Origin of the sequence: Parabacteroides sp. AT13, from assembly GCF_002272965.1 — a bacterium.
GTDB lineage: Bacteria > Bacteroidota > Bacteroidia > Bacteroidales > Tannerellaceae > Parabacteroides > Parabacteroides distasonis.
The window spans coordinates 720979-735641 of sequence record NZ_NQMH01000002.1; the positions used below are offsets into that span (position 1 = coordinate 720979).

Annotated in this window: 14 protein-coding genes; 11 read left to right on the plus strand and 3 right to left on the minus strand. The window is 42.7% G+C overall.

Annotated elements, in window-relative coordinates:
- The first annotated feature begins 8 nt into the window (after positions 1 to 8).
- On the plus strand, positions 9 to 911 hold the full coding sequence (locus CI959_RS17350; protein ID WP_005856877.1) for a cation diffusion facilitator family transporter: 903 nt from the start codon (positions 9 to 11) through the stop codon (positions 909 to 911).
- Between the two features lie 12 nt (positions 912 to 923).
- Positions 924 to 2264: a guanine deaminase gene (gene guaD, locus CI959_RS17355; protein WP_005856879.1), complete on the plus strand. Its 1341-nt coding sequence runs from the start codon at positions 924 to 926 to the stop codon at positions 2262 to 2264.
- Here the strand turns inward: guaD and CI959_RS17360 are convergent.
- Entirely contained in the window at positions 2229 to 3197 is a 969-nt protein-coding gene (locus CI959_RS17360; protein ID WP_036630443.1) for a 4Fe-4S binding protein, read from the minus strand. The genes guaD and CI959_RS17360 overlap by 36 nt on opposite strands.
- Before the next feature lie 44 nt (positions 3198 to 3241).
- Complete coding sequence (locus CI959_RS17365) at positions 3242 to 4510, minus strand: DUF5103 domain-containing protein (RefSeq protein ID WP_005856883.1); 1269 nt, start codon at positions 4508 to 4510, stop codon at positions 3242 to 3244.
- Between the two features lie 132 nt (positions 4511 to 4642).
- Here CI959_RS17365 and CI959_RS17370 point away from each other — a divergent pair, with 132 nt between their 5' ends.
- From CI959_RS17370 to CI959_RS17405, 7 genes are all read left to right on the plus strand, one after another.
- Positions 4643 to 5989: a Na(+)-translocating NADH-quinone reductase subunit A gene (locus CI959_RS17370; protein ID WP_008772142.1), complete on the plus strand. Its 1347-nt coding sequence runs from the start codon at positions 4643 to 4645 to the stop codon at positions 5987 to 5989.
- Positions 5990 to 6012: 23 nt separating this feature from the next.
- Positions 6013 to 7215 carry an NADH:ubiquinone reductase (Na(+)-transporting) subunit B gene (locus CI959_RS17375; protein WP_036630441.1) on the plus strand — a complete coding sequence of 401 codons (1203 nt, stop codon included), beginning with the start codon at positions 6013 to 6015 and terminating at the stop codon, positions 7213 to 7215.
- A 13-nt stretch (positions 7216 to 7228) separates the two neighbouring features.
- Entirely contained in the window at positions 7229 to 8041 is an 813-nt protein-coding gene (gene nqrC, locus CI959_RS17380) for an NADH:ubiquinone reductase (Na(+)-transporting) subunit C (RefSeq protein ID WP_005856889.1), read from the plus strand.
- A gap of 7 nt (positions 8042 to 8048) precedes the next feature.
- Positions 8049 to 8678 carry an NADH:ubiquinone reductase (Na(+)-transporting) subunit D gene (locus CI959_RS17385; RefSeq protein WP_005856891.1) on the plus strand — a complete coding sequence of 210 codons (630 nt, stop codon included), beginning with the start codon at positions 8049 to 8051 and terminating at the stop codon, positions 8676 to 8678.
- 25 nt (positions 8679 to 8703) lie between these two features.
- Positions 8704 to 9321, plus strand: a complete 618-nt coding sequence (gene nqrE / locus CI959_RS17390) for an NADH:ubiquinone reductase (Na(+)-transporting) subunit E (protein WP_005856893.1) — start codon at positions 8704 to 8706, stop codon at positions 9319 to 9321.
- Positions 9322 to 9349: 28 nt separating this feature from the next.
- Positions 9350 to 10636, plus strand: a complete 1287-nt coding sequence (gene nqrF, locus CI959_RS17395) for an NADH:ubiquinone reductase (Na(+)-transporting) subunit F (RefSeq protein ID WP_005856895.1) — start codon at positions 9350 to 9352, stop codon at positions 10634 to 10636.
- A 567-nt stretch (positions 10637 to 11203) separates the two neighbouring features.
- Complete coding sequence (locus CI959_RS17405; RefSeq protein ID WP_009017466.1) at positions 11204 to 11455, plus strand: hypothetical protein; 252 nt, start codon at positions 11204 to 11206, stop codon at positions 11453 to 11455.
- Positions 11456 to 11516: 61 nt separating this feature from the next.
- Here the strand turns inward: CI959_RS17405 and CI959_RS17410 are convergent, their stop codons facing one another.
- Positions 11517 to 11978 carry a type I restriction enzyme HsdR N-terminal domain-containing protein gene (locus CI959_RS17410; RefSeq protein ID WP_005856901.1) on the minus strand — a complete coding sequence of 154 codons (462 nt, stop codon included), beginning with the start codon at positions 11976 to 11978 and terminating at the stop codon, positions 11517 to 11519.
- A 55-nt stretch (positions 11979 to 12033) separates the two neighbouring features.
- On the opposite strand from CI959_RS17410, the gene CI959_RS17415 reads away from it, so the two are divergent.
- Both CI959_RS17415 and holA read left to right on the plus strand, forming a co-directional pair.
- The gene (locus CI959_RS17415) at positions 12034 to 12810 is read left to right on the plus strand and encodes an AMP nucleosidase (RefSeq protein WP_005856904.1); all 777 of its coding nucleotides are present in this window, start codon (positions 12034 to 12036) and stop codon (positions 12808 to 12810) included.
- Between the two features lie 19 nt (positions 12811 to 12829).
- A complete protein-coding gene (gene holA, locus CI959_RS17420) occupies positions 12830 to 13852 on the plus strand; it encodes a DNA polymerase III subunit delta (protein ID WP_005856906.1) in 1023 nt (340 codons plus the stop codon).
- Positions 13853 to 14663: the final 811 nt, after the last annotated feature.

Consider the following 14663-nt stretch of genomic DNA (forward strand, 5'->3'; position numbering starts at 1 on the left):
GGGATTCTATGGAGGAGGCACCAAAGGCGAGGAAAAAAGAGATTATGCGAGTGACACTTTTAGGGTCATTCGCTAATTTTGTTTTATTGGTATTCAAGTTCGTGGCGGGTATCTGGGGGCATAGTAGCGCTATGATCGCCGATGCGGTACATTCGTTATCTGATTTCGTAACGGATATAATCGTACTTCTTTTTGTCAATATATCTTCCAAGCCAAAGGACGAGAGCCATGATTACGGGCATGGTAAATACGAGACTTTGGCGACTTCAATTGTTGGTATCGTCTTGCTTTGTGTAGGTTTTGGCCTTTTCTGGGAGGGAGCGAACAAGATTTATGACTTTTATTTCAAGGGGATTCCGTTGGAAAGTCCGGGAATGATCGCTTTAGTTGCCGCTCTTATCTCCATTGTGATCAAGGAATTACTGTATCATATTACGGTTTGGGTAGGAAGGAAGCAGAATAGTCAAGTCGTTATCGCTAACGCTTGGCATCATCGCTCGGATGCCTTTTCCTCGATCGGTACGGCTTTAGGTATCGGAGGGGCGATTTTGTTGGGGGATAATTGGCGTGTGCTGGACCCGTTGGCGGCTGTGATTGTCAGTTTATTTATCGTAAAAGTAGCCTTACAACTAGTGATCCCGGCGATTAATGACTTATTGGAGAAATCTTTGCCGAAGGAGGTGGAGGATGAGATCTTGGCGATCATTAGTGAGATTCCCGAGGTAAAGAGCCCGCATAATCTACGTACCCGCCGCATCGGTAATAATTTTGCTATCGAGGCGCATATACGGGTGGACGGACAGATAACCGTGACTCGTGCCCATGACTTGACGAAAGAGATCGAACAGAATCTGCGTGATAAGTTCGGTCAGGCTACGCACATCGCTTTGCACGTGGAACCAATTAAATAAACGAATTGTTATTTGACCATGATGAAGAACTTATATAGGGGAGAAGTGCTCTATTTGATCGCTTCCCCGCTGGATCATGTGGAGGCTTACCGCTATTTTGAGGATGGGGGACTGGCTGTTGTTGATGGAAAGATTGTAGAGGCGGGGCCGTTCGAGGCGATGCGTTCCCGTTACCCGGATTTCCCGGTGACAGACTATTCCGGTAAATTGATTACACCCGGCTTTATTGATTCCCATATCCATTTCTCCCAGTCGGAGATACAGGGAATGTATGGCAAGCAACTTCTGGATTGGCTGGACGAATATACGTTTCCCGCCGAGGAAGCTTTCTCTTCCATGGAATATGCACAAGATATCGCTCGCTTTTTCGTGAAGGAACTGGTAAAGAACGGAACTACGACTTGTGCCGCTTATGCCACGGTTCATCCTGCTTCCGTAACCGCATTATTTTCCGTGGCTACGGAGTATAATATGTGTATCTTGGCTGGAAAGGTGATGATGAACCGGAACGCTCCGGATTATCTGATGGATACCACGCATCAGGGTGAGTTGGACTGCCGTAGCTTAATCGAGGATTGGGACGGGAAAGGACGGAATCACTATGTGATCACGCCCCGTTTCGCCATAACCAGTACGCCGGATCAATTAAAGTCTGCCGGTCGTTTACATGCCGAATATCCCAGTACCTATATACAGACACATCTTTCGGAGAATCTGGGAGAGATTGAATCTGTCTTATCGCTCTGTCCCGGTCATGCGGATTATCTGGAGGTCTATGAGCGTGCCGGATTGTTGACCGATCGTTCGATATTCGGGCATTGTGTCCATCTAACCGATCGGGAATATAAGCGGTTGGGAGAAACGGGAGGCATTATCGCCCATTGCCCGACCTCGAACCTTTTCCTTGGAAGCGGATTATTCGATATGAGGGAAGCGAACCGTTACGGCGTACGTACTACCTTGGCGACAGATGTCGGTGCGGGTACATCTTTCTCTATGTGGCGTACGATGGGAGAGGCCTATAAGGTACAACAGTTGAACGGTTATCCGATGACAGCTTTGGAGGCTATCTATAAATGTACGCTAGGCTCTGCACGGGCCTTATCGTTGGACGACCGAATCGGAAGTTTCCTCCCTGGCCGTGAAGCGGATTTCATAGTCGTGGATTATGCCGCTACCTCTGTCCAGAAATTGCGTATGGAGTATCTTCGTTCGAGAGATAAATGGACGATTGAGAATAAGCTGTTTGGCCTGCAAACCCTCGGCGATGACCGGAATACGGTATGTACTTATATAATGGGCAAGCAAGTATACGGCTCAGATTCGTGCGATCATCAAGAAGCAAGTATGTAATACGACCGTTACGACGATCCATAGGCGCTCGGCAGTAGTCGGGCGCAATCTCGGGAAATGATATTCTATAGCCCCGTGCTTGCAAGCGGAGAGGCAATCTCCGCAATAGGTACAGGTATAGCCGATCTTTCCCTTCTCGATCTCTTCTTTATGTAGGGCATCATAACGGCAAGCGTTTGTGCAAGCCATGCAATGGCAACAATCCGTGGTCAGTCGTACCCGGAAAGGAGAGAGGTATTTGAGGAAAGACACTAAAGTCCCGATCGGACAATAACTACTGCAATGCACCATCTTCCGTCTCTTTCTGGAAAACAATAGCATGACAAGTAGGCCGATAACTCCGACCGCTATTCCAAAAGCGGTGGCTATCCTGCCGCTCGCCCCGAATATTCGGAGTAGGATGGCCCCCAACATAACCAGAAATAATATGCTGTATCGCATTTGCTTGTGATAGGGGAACCTTTTTCGTTCCAATTTTCCCCGGGCACTCCATGCGTCAAATGCCCCGAAGTAACAAAGCTGGCTACACCAAGCGGGACCGGATAGTAATAAGGTGCTGATAAAAAGTATGGGCATGAATAATCCCTCGAAGCGATAAAGCGGTCCGGCCAAGATTACCGCGGGGATCGGTAAATGCAGTTTTCCGGTCATAAGGAAAATAGGATCGGCAAAAATCCCTAGAGCAAGTTGCCCGAAAAAAACGATCGAGAATAACAACCACGCTCGTTTTCTCCATTTGGGACGTTCTTGCCGATCTTGCATCTTATAGCAGAGCCAACCACCGTATAGCATGGCAAGTATCACTTGTATCCATCCTCCATACGGAAATAACCTTTCGCCTATCAATAGTGGATTTTTAGGCATGACTTGAACGATCGAGAGAAGTCCCCCGACTAATAATACGGTACTGATAACAATACGTCTCGTTTTCATGCTCAATTATTTTATGCGTAAAAGTATGCCTTTTACGCGAATAATTATAGCACGGGCATTGTATTTCTGATACTTGTTACACCGATTAAACGATCATACCGTGCTCCCATCGGGCAATAATAGACGTAAATGCTATATTCGTTCTCCGTCTGGAAGAAATTACCCTCGATAGGGCCGGTCTGTCCTACGGTCTGTCCGTTAGGGACAAAGAGGTACTGATAGTTGTAACTGCCTTGTTTCAGTAAGACGGATTTCTCGTATTGATGCGTCTCCGGATTATAGCCCATCTTACTTTTCTCGTCCAATACATTATTATATAATTCGCCGTTCAAATACACGTTTCCATCGGGAATTAAGTCCATGGCGAGGGTAAAGTGAACGATGTAATAGTCCGCTTCCGTATCCGGGTCGTTACAATTACTGCAACGGATGAAAAAACGGCCGTCTTGGTCTTGATCGTATTGATACGATAATTGGTCACGCCGATAGTCCGTCATCAACTCTACATGGTAGTATGGATTATGGAACGAGATACTTTCTACGTGCATGCCATTGTATTTGTTGCTCAAAAATTCCATACGGCGATATTCGTTTCCTGCGGGAAAGATCAAGTTCTGATTGTTCGTATAAGAGATCTGGTTTTCTAAAATAGTCATAGGCTGAAGACCTGTTACGGCATTATCCCTGCGGTTATTCTGATAAACCCAGATTTTCAAGTCGGTCTGAGGATAGGTGATGGGGAAATTCTTGTTATTGATCGCAAAGCTGACTTGTTGGTGTGACTGATTGGTATCGATATCCGTATTTCCGCTCACCGTAGCGGCGACACTAACCATCGGCTCGAAAATAGAAAAGCAAGCGGTAAATACGATCTGGGAGGGATCATCCTCGTTATATACTTGCAAGGCATAATTCCCCGAGACCTTCGGTTGAACGTCATCGTTTGGGAAAAGTAATCGGTAGTTGGTGTATTGCACCGTAGTACCCATCGCATTGGCGAAATCCTCGATCGTGCTCCCTTGGAAACCATTCATATACTCAATCGGGGAAAGATTCGATTGCGTCCAATCGGCGTTGCAATGAACCAGATTATAGGCGTATCGCCCGAAGCCCGGATTAAAAGCATCGAAATTAACCTCGATACGATTCTCACCACCCAGTTCGATGAATGGATCGGAGAACATCTCGCCGGCAACCTTCACTTGGAGGGTCTTTATTTGCTTATCGCTAACGTTGGTGAAGTAAGTCACTTGAGCGTTCAACGGTACTAAAACCGTGATAAGCAGCAGAAATAGGATTTTAAAAACTTTCATTTTCTTATTACTTTCTTTAACGACGCAAAATTATGGAATTATTTCTCTATTTATTTGCCTTTCCCTGCTCTAAAGCATGAAAAAATGTTTACTTTTGCAGGAAAATTACATATAAACAATTTTAGTTGTATCATGGCAAATGTGATTAAGATTAAAAAGGGTTTAGACATTAATCTGAAGGGCAAAGCTTCGGATGTACTGTTAAACGGCGGCAAGAGCGAGTCTTACGCGATCGTCCCCGATTATTATAACGGTATTCTCCCTAAAGTTGTTGCGAAAGTAGGAGAAAAAGTCAAAGCCGGTTCTGTACTGATGATTGACAAGAACCGCCCCGAGATCAAGTTTGTTTCGCCGGTCAGTGGCGAGGTAACTGCCGTAAACCGAGGAGAGAAGCGTAAGGTGCTAAGCATCGTTGTGAAGCCGGATGCGCAGATCGAGTATGAGGAGTTCGGTAAGAAGAACGTAGCATCCCTACAGGGAGCAGAGGTGAAAGAGGTACTTCTGAACGCTGGTATGTGGCCGTTTATCAAGCAACGCCCATACGATATCGTTGCCGCTCCATTAGATACTCCGCGTGATATCTTCGTTTCGGCTTTTTACTCCGCTCCGTTGGCTCCAAACTTCGATTTTATCGTAAAAGGTCAGGAGGCTGATTTCCAGACTGGATTAAACGCCCTAGCTAAATTAACGAATGGAAAAGTGTATGTGGGTGTAAGAAGTGGTTCTGTCGTGAGCGGAATGAAAGGTGTGGAGATCGTGGAAGTAGAAGGTCCGCATCCCGCAGCGAACGTTGGCGTGCAGATCAATCATATCAAGCCCGTTAACAAGGGTGAGGTAGTTTGGACGGTTAATCCGGCAGACGTGATCGTTATCGGACGCTTGTTTAACAAGGGTGTCGCCGATTTCAGCCGTATGGTTGCTATTACCGGTTCCGAGACTACCGAGAGAGGCTACGTTAAAACGATTTCAGGTTGTACGATTAAGAGCTTGGTTAACGGTAAAGTGTTAGGACAGGAACATATCCGTATTATCAGCGGTAATGTTTTGACAGGTACCAAGGTAAATATGGATGGTTACCTAGGCGCTTATGATAACCAGATCACCGTGATTCCGGAAGGTGATGAGACGCATGAGTTCTTAGGTTTCGCTATGCCTCGTTTCAACCAGTTCAGCGCTAGCCATAGTTACTTTAGCTGGTTAGGTACTAGCAAGGAATATGTGATCGACGCCCGTATCAAAGGTGGTAAACGTGCCATGATCATGTCTAATGAATACGATAAGGTGTTCCCGATGGATATCTATCCGGAGTATTTGTTGAAAGCGATTATTGCGTTCGATATCGATAAGATGGAGAACTTAGGTATCTATGAGGTGGCTCCCGAGGACTTCGCTCTTTGCGAGTTCGTGGACACTTCCAAGATCGAGTTGCAAAAGATCGTTCGCGACGGATTGAACCTGTTGTATAAGGAAATGAATTAATAACATAAAAAACTTATAATACATTGAAAGCGTTAAGGAATTATCTCGACAAGATTAAGCCTAACTTTGAGGAAGGCGGAAAGCTGGCGATGTTCCGTTCTGTTTTTGACGGTTTCGAAACATTCTTATTTGTTCCGAACGAGACCTCTAAAACGGGCGTACATATTCATGACTGTATTGATTCAAAGCGTGCCATGACCGTGGTTATCATCGCTTTGTTGCCTGCTTTGCTTTTTGGTATGTATAATGTCGGTTATCAGCACAATTTAGCTGTGGGGGCTGATCCGGGATTTTTGATGACTTTTATTTTTGGATTTTTGGCGGTATTGCCTAAGATCATTGTTTCGTATGTGGTAGGTTTGGGTATAGAGTTCGCTGTCGCCCAAGTGAAGAAGGAAGAGATTCAGGAAGGATTCTTGGTTTCAGGTATCTTGATCCCGATGATCGTTCCGGTCGATACTCCGTTATGGATGATCGCCGTAGCTACTGCTTTCGCTGTTATTTTTGCGAAAGAGGTATTTGGTGGTACGGGATATAATATATTTAATGTAGCATTGGTTACACGTGCGTTCTTATTCTTCGCTTACCCGGCAGCAATGTCTGGTGATCAAGTGTTCGTTCGTACGGCTGATACGTTTGGTATTGGGGCTGGCCAAGTGGTTGACGGCTTTTCCGGAGCTACTCCGCTGGGACAAGTCGCTATCGCTGGTAAGGAGATGATCGGTTCTTTCCAAGCTGTTGACGTATTAGGCAACCCGATCTCTACTTGGGACGCATTTATTGGTTTGATCCCGGGCTCTATCGGTGAGACTTCCGTATTGGCTATTTTGATCGGTGCGGTTATCTTGTTGATTACGGGTATCGCAAGTTGGAAGACAATGGTTTCCGTGTTCGTGGGTGGTGCTTTCATGTCATTGATCTTTAATATGATCGGTACTACGGTCGCTATGTGCGTATCTCCGCTGGATCACTTGTTCTTAGGTGGTTTCGCTTTTGGTGCCGTGTTCATGGCTACAGACCCTGTGACTTCCGCTCGTACGGAGACAGGTAAATATATCTATGGTTTCCTTGTAGGTGCTATGGCCATTATTATTCGTGCGTTGAACCCGGGTTATCCAGAGGGTATGATGCTCGCTATCCTGTTGATGAACGTGTTCGCTCCGCTGATCGACTATTATGTTGTGGAAGCTAATATCTCTCGCAGATTGAAACGTGTAATAAAATAAAGTAAGAAGGAATATGGCTAAATATAAATGTAAGGTATGTGGCTATGTCCACGAGGGAAATAAGGCTCCTGACACTTGCCCGGTATGTTCCGCTCCTGCTTCCGAATTTGAGGAAATCAAGGAGGAGGGCGCCGCTAAGAAAGGCATAAACCGGGATAGCAATGTTTATACGGTTGTTTATGCGGCTGTGATGGTTGTGCTAGTGGCTGTCGTATTGGCGTTTACTTCACAATCATTGAGAAGTTTTCAGAAACAGAACGAGGATAACGATAAGAGACAACAAATTCTGCGTTCTATCAACGTAAATGTTTCTTCTTCTGAGGCTGAGACCAAGTACAACGAGTTGATCAAGGAAGCTTTCTTGGTAAACGAGAATGGTGAGAAGGTTGAAGGCGACGCTTTCGCTACGGATGTAGTTAAGGCTGCCACTGAGCATCAATATCCGGTTTTCGTTGCGAATGTAGATGGTCAACCGAAATATATCATGGCTTTGCATGGAGCAGGTCTTTGGGGTCCGTTATGGGGTTATATCTCTGTAGATAGTGATAAGAATACTATTTATGGTGCTGACTTCAGCCACCAAGGTGAAACTCCGGGTCTGGGAGCTGAGATCTCTAAACCGGCGTTCAGCAATGAGTTCAAAGGTAAGAAGATCTTCATGAGTGGAGAATTCAAGTCTGTCGCTGTTGTTAAGCCGGGTAAGAGCGTAGCGGGACAGGATTATGTAGACGGTATCTCAGGTGGTACAATTACCAGTAAAGGTGTGGATGAAATGTTATTCAACAGCTTGAGCGGTTATGTTAAATTTTTGACCTCACAAAATTAAGTAGAAGATGGGATTATTATCTGAAAAGAATAAAGAAGTTCTGTTAGGCCCGTTGAGCGCTAACAACCCGGTTGTCGTTCAGATGTTGGGTATTTGCTCTGCGTTGGCTGTAACATCAAAACTTGAGCCGGCCATCGTGATGGGTATCTCGGTGACGGCTGTCGTAGCTTTCGCTAACGTGATCATTTCATTGATGCGTAATACGATTCCGAACCGTATCCGTATTATCGTGCAATTGGTGGTAGTTGCCGCTTTGGTGACAATCGTTAGTGAGGTGTTGAAAGCTTTTGCTTATGACGTAAACAAACAGCTTTCCGTATTTGTCGGTTTGATCATTACGAACTGTATCTTGATGGGACGTCTGGAAGCGTTCGCCTTGGGTAACGGCCCATGGGAATCGTTCTTGGATGGCATTGGTAACGGTCTGGGATATGCGATTATTCTTATTATCGTAGGTTTCTTCCGTGAATTGCTGGGATCTGGTACCTTATTGGGTTTCCAAGTGATTCCGCAGGCATTCTATGATCTGGGTTACGTGAACAATGGTTTGATGATCTTGCCTCCGATGGCGTTGATCGTGATCGCTGTTATTATTTGGGTTCATCGTGCTAAGAACAAGGAACTTCAAGAAAATTAATGTTAACGATTAAACGAATAATAGAATGGAACAATTATTAAGCACATTCGTCCGCTCGATCTTCGTTGACAACATGATCTTCGCATACTATTTGGGTATGTGCTCTTTCGTGGCTGTCTCAAAGAACGTGAAGACCGCTTTAGGATTAGGTATAGCAGTGACATTCGTACTTTTCTGTACGTTGCCGATTAACTATATGCTTGAGAATTATGTATTGAAAGAAGGTGCGTTAAGTTGGTTAGGCCCGGAATATGCGGAGGTGAACCTTAGCTTCTTGGCGTTTATTATCTTTATCGCCGTTATCGCTTCTTTCGTGCAGTTGGTCGAGATGGTAGTCGAGAAATTCTCTCCGTCTTTGTATGCTTCCCTTGGTATCTTTTTGCCGCTGATCGCTGTAAACTGCGCTATCTTGGGTGGTTCTCTGTTTATGCAACAAAAAGCGTTCCCTAATGTAGGTGTCGCCACTGTTTATGGTTTAGGATCTGGTATCGGTTGGTTGCTGGCTATCGTAGGTATGGCGGCTATCCGTGAGAAATTGTCATATTCAAATGTCCCCAATGCTTTGAAAGGTTTGGGTATTACTTTCATCATCACGGGTTTGATGGGTATGGCATTCATGTGTTTCTCTGGTCTGAAGATTTAAGTATTAACGCATTAAACAAAATATAAAGATGACTTTATTAATGTCGGGCGGACTTACGATTGGTGTCAGCGCAATAGTATTCTTATTGATTACGCTGATCTTGGTCGGTTTGCTTTTGTTCGCCAAAGCAAAATTGGTGCCTTCAGGGAATGTAAGCTTGAAGGTTAACGGAGAGAAAGATATAGAGACCCCGATTGGTGGAACTTTGCTAGGTGCGCTACAGAGCGGTGGCATCTTCTTGTCTTCCGCTTGTGGTGGTGGTGGTAAATGCGGTCAGTGCCGTGCTCAAGTTATTGATGGCGGTGGTGAGATCCTACCTACTGAGAAAGGTTTCTTCTCTCGTAAACAAGTGAAAGATCATTGGCGTTTGGCTTGTCAATGCAAGGTGAAAGAGGATATGGTCGTTCAGGTACCAGACGAGGTATTTGGCGTTAAGGAATGGGAATGCGAGGTTATCAGTAACAAGAACGTCGCTACATTTATCAAGGAGTTTATCGTTGCGTTACCTAAAGGTGAGCACATGGACTTTATTCCGGGTTCTTACGCTCAGATCAAGATCCCTACATACTCAATGGATTATAACAAGGATATCGATAAGAGCTTGATCGGCCCCGAGTATCTGCCGGCTTGGGAGAAATTCGGTTTATTCGGTTTGAAGTGTAAGAACGACTCACCGTCTATCCGTGCCTATTCTATGGCTAACTATCCTGCTGAGGGTGACCGTATCATGTTGACCGTGCGTATCGCTACGCCGCCGTTCAAACCGAAACCACAAGTTGGTTTCATGGATGTGATGCCGGGTATCGCTTCTTCTTATATCTTTACGTTGAAACCGGGTGATAAGGTGACTATGAGTGGTCCTTATGGTGATTTCCACCCAATTTTCGATTCTAAGAGAGAGATGATGTGGATTGGTGGTGGTGCTGGTATGGCTCCGTTGCGTGCCCAAATCATGCACATGACGAAGACGTTGAAGACTACGGATCGTAAGATGTCTTACTTCTATGGCGCGCGTGCCTTGAACGAAGTGTTCTATTTGGAAGATTTCTTGGAAATAGAGAAAGAATTCCCAAACTTTACGTTCCACTTGGCGCTTGACCGTCCTGATCCTGCCGCTGATGCTGCGGGTGTTAAATATACGGCTGGATTCGTTCATCAAGTAATCCATGATACTTACTTGAAGGATCACGAGGCTCCGGAAGATATCGAATACTACATGTGTGGTCCGGGCCCGATGTCAAAGGCCGTGGAAAATATGCTGGATAACTTGGGTGTACCTCGTGAGATGTTGCACTTCGATGATTTCGGTGGATAAAATAGGATTTCTATATCTACAGATAGAAGGCGGGGGTTAAGATCCTCGCCTTTTTATTTTGGCCTTGAAACTCCTCTTTACGAAGATATACTTCAAATGCTATAGGATATATACTGCATGTGTCATAGGATATATACTTCATTAACGAAATAAGTCGTACTTCTATGTCGGCACATTAAAAATGTAATTATTTTGAAATAATATGCAGCGTTTATCGTTTTATAAGCATCTAAGCTTATATAGTCATAAAAACAAGTTAGACATGAAGCCATTGATTTTATCTTTTTTTGCGGTTTTATTAGGATACTCATTCTTTTTCGATAAAGATGATGAAATAAAATTGCGTAATGTTGACCAGATATCGTTGGAATCTAATTCTACGATGCCTGAGAGGGGTGATTCTGTCACTTTGTATGCGAAAAGGCTCCCTAATACTCCGGAATATATTTTACGAATCGCAAAACCGGAGGATTATCTCTTTACGAAATAAAATTTTCGTGTTAAAATATTTGTTTATTTGACGAATATTGCTATGTTTGTGCCCATGTAACTTTTAATGCGTGGGATATGGATTTGAAATCTACTCAATATATAGAAAAAACAGGAAGTGTCGCAAAGGCATTCCTGTTTCTTTTTCTTCTCTTTCTATCAAGCATATATAATCTGTTTAAGTTTGCCAGCCTTGAAAATGAGGAGGTAGAAGTATCAGATATGGTGCTACCTTCTAAGACTTCCGGTGATGTCGAGTATATAGAACAAGATGACTTATCTGCAAGCTGTAAATTCCTGATCGATAGAACTACTCACTGGTTGGGCTGAGTAAGCCCTTATCTGATCCGTGCGAGTGCATAGAAGGATAAGGGGGACTTATTTTAGATAATTAAACGATTTTCTCCAATAGATTGTATTCCGGTATATCTTCGAGGAAAGCATACGTCTGTTTCTCATAGTCAATTTTGCAACAAAAATGACGGATGCCGTTGCTTACGGTTAAGTATTTTACGTGTAAGACCATGTTATAACGTACGATTTGATCGAATACAGCGCTTGTTATCTCGATATGTGGAGCTTTATATTCAATAATCATTAGAGGTGCTAGAAACCGATTGTATGCAACGGTATCGCATCGTTTGGATGTTCCGTTTAGTTTCACCGCTACTTCATTCGCTAAAAGTTCTTGAGGATAGTTTTTTTCCGTGACCAAATAGTTCACGAAATGTTGTCGTACCCATTCCTCTGGCGTTAATGCGACAAATTTTCGGCGTACAGGATCCCAAATAGAAGGCTTTCCTGCTTTCTCCGTAACTTTGACTGAGAATTTTGGTAGATTTAATGGGAGCATTTGCTATATTTGCTATTTATATTCTAACTAAAATGCACCTCAAAGGTAGTTATTTATGAGAACAAAACAAGAAATCGTAGAAAATTGGCTGCCTCGTTATACCGAGCGAAAGCTAGAAGACTTCACTAAGCACATATTACTCACTAACTTTACTAAATATGTCGAGATATTTGCGGATCATTTTAATGTCCCGATTTTGGGATTGAAAAGTTCGATGCCCAATGCCTCGGCAGAAGGGATTACCATTATCAATTTTGGGATGGGAAGTGCGAACGCTGCTACAATCATGGATTTATTATCAGCAGTCATGCCCAAAGCGGTGCTTTTCCTCGGTAAATGTGGAGGATTAAAAAGAGCGAATGTATTAGGGGATTATGTATTGCCAATAGCGGCGATCCGAGGTGAGGGAACGTCGAATGAGTATTTACCACCTGAGGTACCTTCATTGCCCGCTTTTTCAATGCTTCGTGCCATTTCTTCCGCCATACGTGATCATGGAAAAGATTATTGGACAGGTACGATTTACACGACAAATCGCAGGGTTTGGGAATACGATAATGCTTTCAAGGAATATCTTCGTAGTACGCATGCCACTGGTATCGATATGGAAACCGCAACCTTGCTTACTGCCGGTTTCGCTAACCAAATACCTACGGGTGCATTGTTGATGATATCGGATAAACCGATGGAAGAAGATGGTGTAAAAACAGAAGCGAGTGACCGGAAGGTAACTCAACAATTTGTAGGAGAACAGGTAATGTTGGGAGTTGAAGCTCTTCAACAGATTTTGGATGGTAAGAAAACCATCCGTCATATCCGTTTTAGTTGGTAATAGCGAAACCTCATAATTTATGGCAAAAAAAGAAATTACTTTCGAGGAGATTTGTAGGGATATAACAGCAAGGAAGTTTCAGCCTGTTTATGTGTTAATGGGCGAAGAGCCTTTCTTCATCGATCAAATAACAGATTTGTTATTAAAAAGCGTATTAGAGGAATCTGAGAGAGATTTCAATCAGATTATTCTATACGGCGCAGATACAGATGCTATTTCTATTATCAATGCGGCACGTCGTTTTCCGATGATGTCCGAATATCAATTGATCGTTGTTCGAGAGGCTCAATTAGTGAGAGATATAGAGTTGCTGAGCAGTTATGTGAAGAATCCTTTGTCATCAACTATTTTGGTCATAAATTACAAATATAAGACTTTAGATCGCCGTCGTGCGTTAGCGGCCGCAACCGATAAAAACGGTATTTTATATGAGTCAAAAAAGATCCCGGATTATAAAATGCCGAGTTTTATCACCTCTTTGATGCAACAGCGTTCTATCGGTATCGATCCAAAAGCCGCTCAAATGCTCTCAGATTTCCTTGGAAACGATTTAAACCGTCTCAATAAGGAATTAGATAAGCTGGCAATTATCTTGGCTGAAAAGGCCTCAAAACGCATCACACCGGAATTGATCGAGCAAAATATAGGGATTAGTAAAGAATACAATAACTTTGAGCTGATAAAGGCACTTGCCATGAAGGATATATTAAAGGCTAACCGGATCGCTCAGTATTTTGAGAAAAACCCTAAAAGTAATCCGATACAGATGACACTTCCTGTATTATTTAACTATTTTTCAAACTTGCTGATTTGTTATTATTCAAAGGATCGATCGGAATCAGGATTGATGACCGCACTTGGTTTACGGGGAACTTATCAAGTAAAGGACTATCTTTTGGGGATGAAAAATTATCCAGCGATGAAAGTTTTTAATTTGATCAGCGATATCCGAACGACTGACGCAAGATCTAAGGGAGTGGAAAACTCTTCAGCGACAGATGCAGATTTACTAAAAGAATTACTTTACAAAATTTTACATTAAACAGAAATCATAGACTTAGTGCAGGCAAAAGGGCCTTTTTTCCTAGAATGATGAAAAAGTCAAACTGGAAAAAGAGGCCTTTTTGTTTATTTATCAATTAATTACGCATATTTTATCTCTCTGAGATTTTAAAATTTATTCAATCACGTACTTCTTCCTCAAAAATTCCAAGAAATCCATACTTAAAGCTATAATCGGTATAGCCATAGATTGCCTTCATTATCCGTTAAAGGAAAAATAGACAAGTTGGCAGTAAAATAAATAGAGTAAAATTATATTGTATACAAATATAACCGAGGAATGGATGTTTACAATCATATATACAATAAAAGTATTTGAGTAGATTACAAATGTTGGTGGTTTTTGTAATCATTATATAGACGTTACAAATGTATCATGTTTACATTACTAATATAAATCATGGATTACTATATATTTCTTTATCCACGTAAGATTTGCTATAAATTATAAATAACCAGTTTTTTATATAGAAATATTGATTGTTTACATTAACTAAACATGTTTTTTCGTCTACAAACGTATAAAAACCCCCTAACTATACATTATATGTATTATTATATTTACATATAGATCAGATATATATGCTATTTTTCTAAAGTTTTTCTAAATACTCTATACCTCCTTCTTGAACACGGTTTACAGTTCTACCCATCACATATGTATCGGTGTGACACATATGTATCAATTTAGTTTTATAAAAATAAATTGCACAAATGGAAATATTGATTTATCTTTGTATCCAGTTTACTTTATGGACATTTATCTTAGTAAACGGTCATAATGGCAGTAT

Bases quoted from the DNA above. Each gene is read 5' to 3' on its own strand.
- holA (WP_005856906.1), top strand. From the start codon at position 12,830: ATGGCAAAAAAAGAAATTACTTTCGAGGAGATTTGTAGGGATATAACA.
- CI959_RS17350 (WP_005856877.1), top strand. From the start codon at position 9: ATGGAGGAGGCACCAAAGGCGAGGAAAAAAGAGATTATGCGAGTGACA.
- CI959_RS17365 (WP_005856883.1), bottom strand. From the start codon at position 4,510: ATGAAAGTTTTTAAAATCCTATTTCTGCTGCTTATCACGGTTTTAGTA.
- nqrE (WP_005856893.1), top strand. From the start codon at position 8,704: ATGGAACAATTATTAAGCACATTCGTCCGCTCGATCTTCGTTGACAAC.
- CI959_RS17370 (WP_008772142.1), top strand. From the start codon at position 4,643: ATGGCAAATGTGATTAAGATTAAAAAGGGTTTAGACATTAATCTGAAG.
- CI959_RS17405 (WP_009017466.1), top strand. From the start codon at position 11,204: ATGGATTTGAAATCTACTCAATATATAGAAAAAACAGGAAGTGTCGCA.
- nqrC (WP_005856889.1), top strand. From the start codon at position 7,229: ATGGCTAAATATAAATGTAAGGTATGTGGCTATGTCCACGAGGGAAAT.
- CI959_RS17385 (WP_005856891.1), top strand. From the start codon at position 8,049: ATGGGATTATTATCTGAAAAGAATAAAGAAGTTCTGTTAGGCCCGTTG.
- CI959_RS17410 (WP_005856901.1), bottom strand. From the start codon at position 11,978: ATGCTCCCATTAAATCTACCAAAATTCTCAGTCAAAGTTACGGAGAAA.
- CI959_RS17360 (WP_036630443.1), bottom strand. From the start codon at position 3,197: ATGAAAACGAGACGTATTGTTATCAGTACCGTATTATTAGTCGGGGGA.
- nqrF (WP_005856895.1), top strand. From the start codon at position 9,350: ATGACTTTATTAATGTCGGGCGGACTTACGATTGGTGTCAGCGCAATA.
- CI959_RS17415 (WP_005856904.1), top strand. From the start codon at position 12,034: ATGAGAACAAAACAAGAAATCGTAGAAAATTGGCTGCCTCGTTATACC.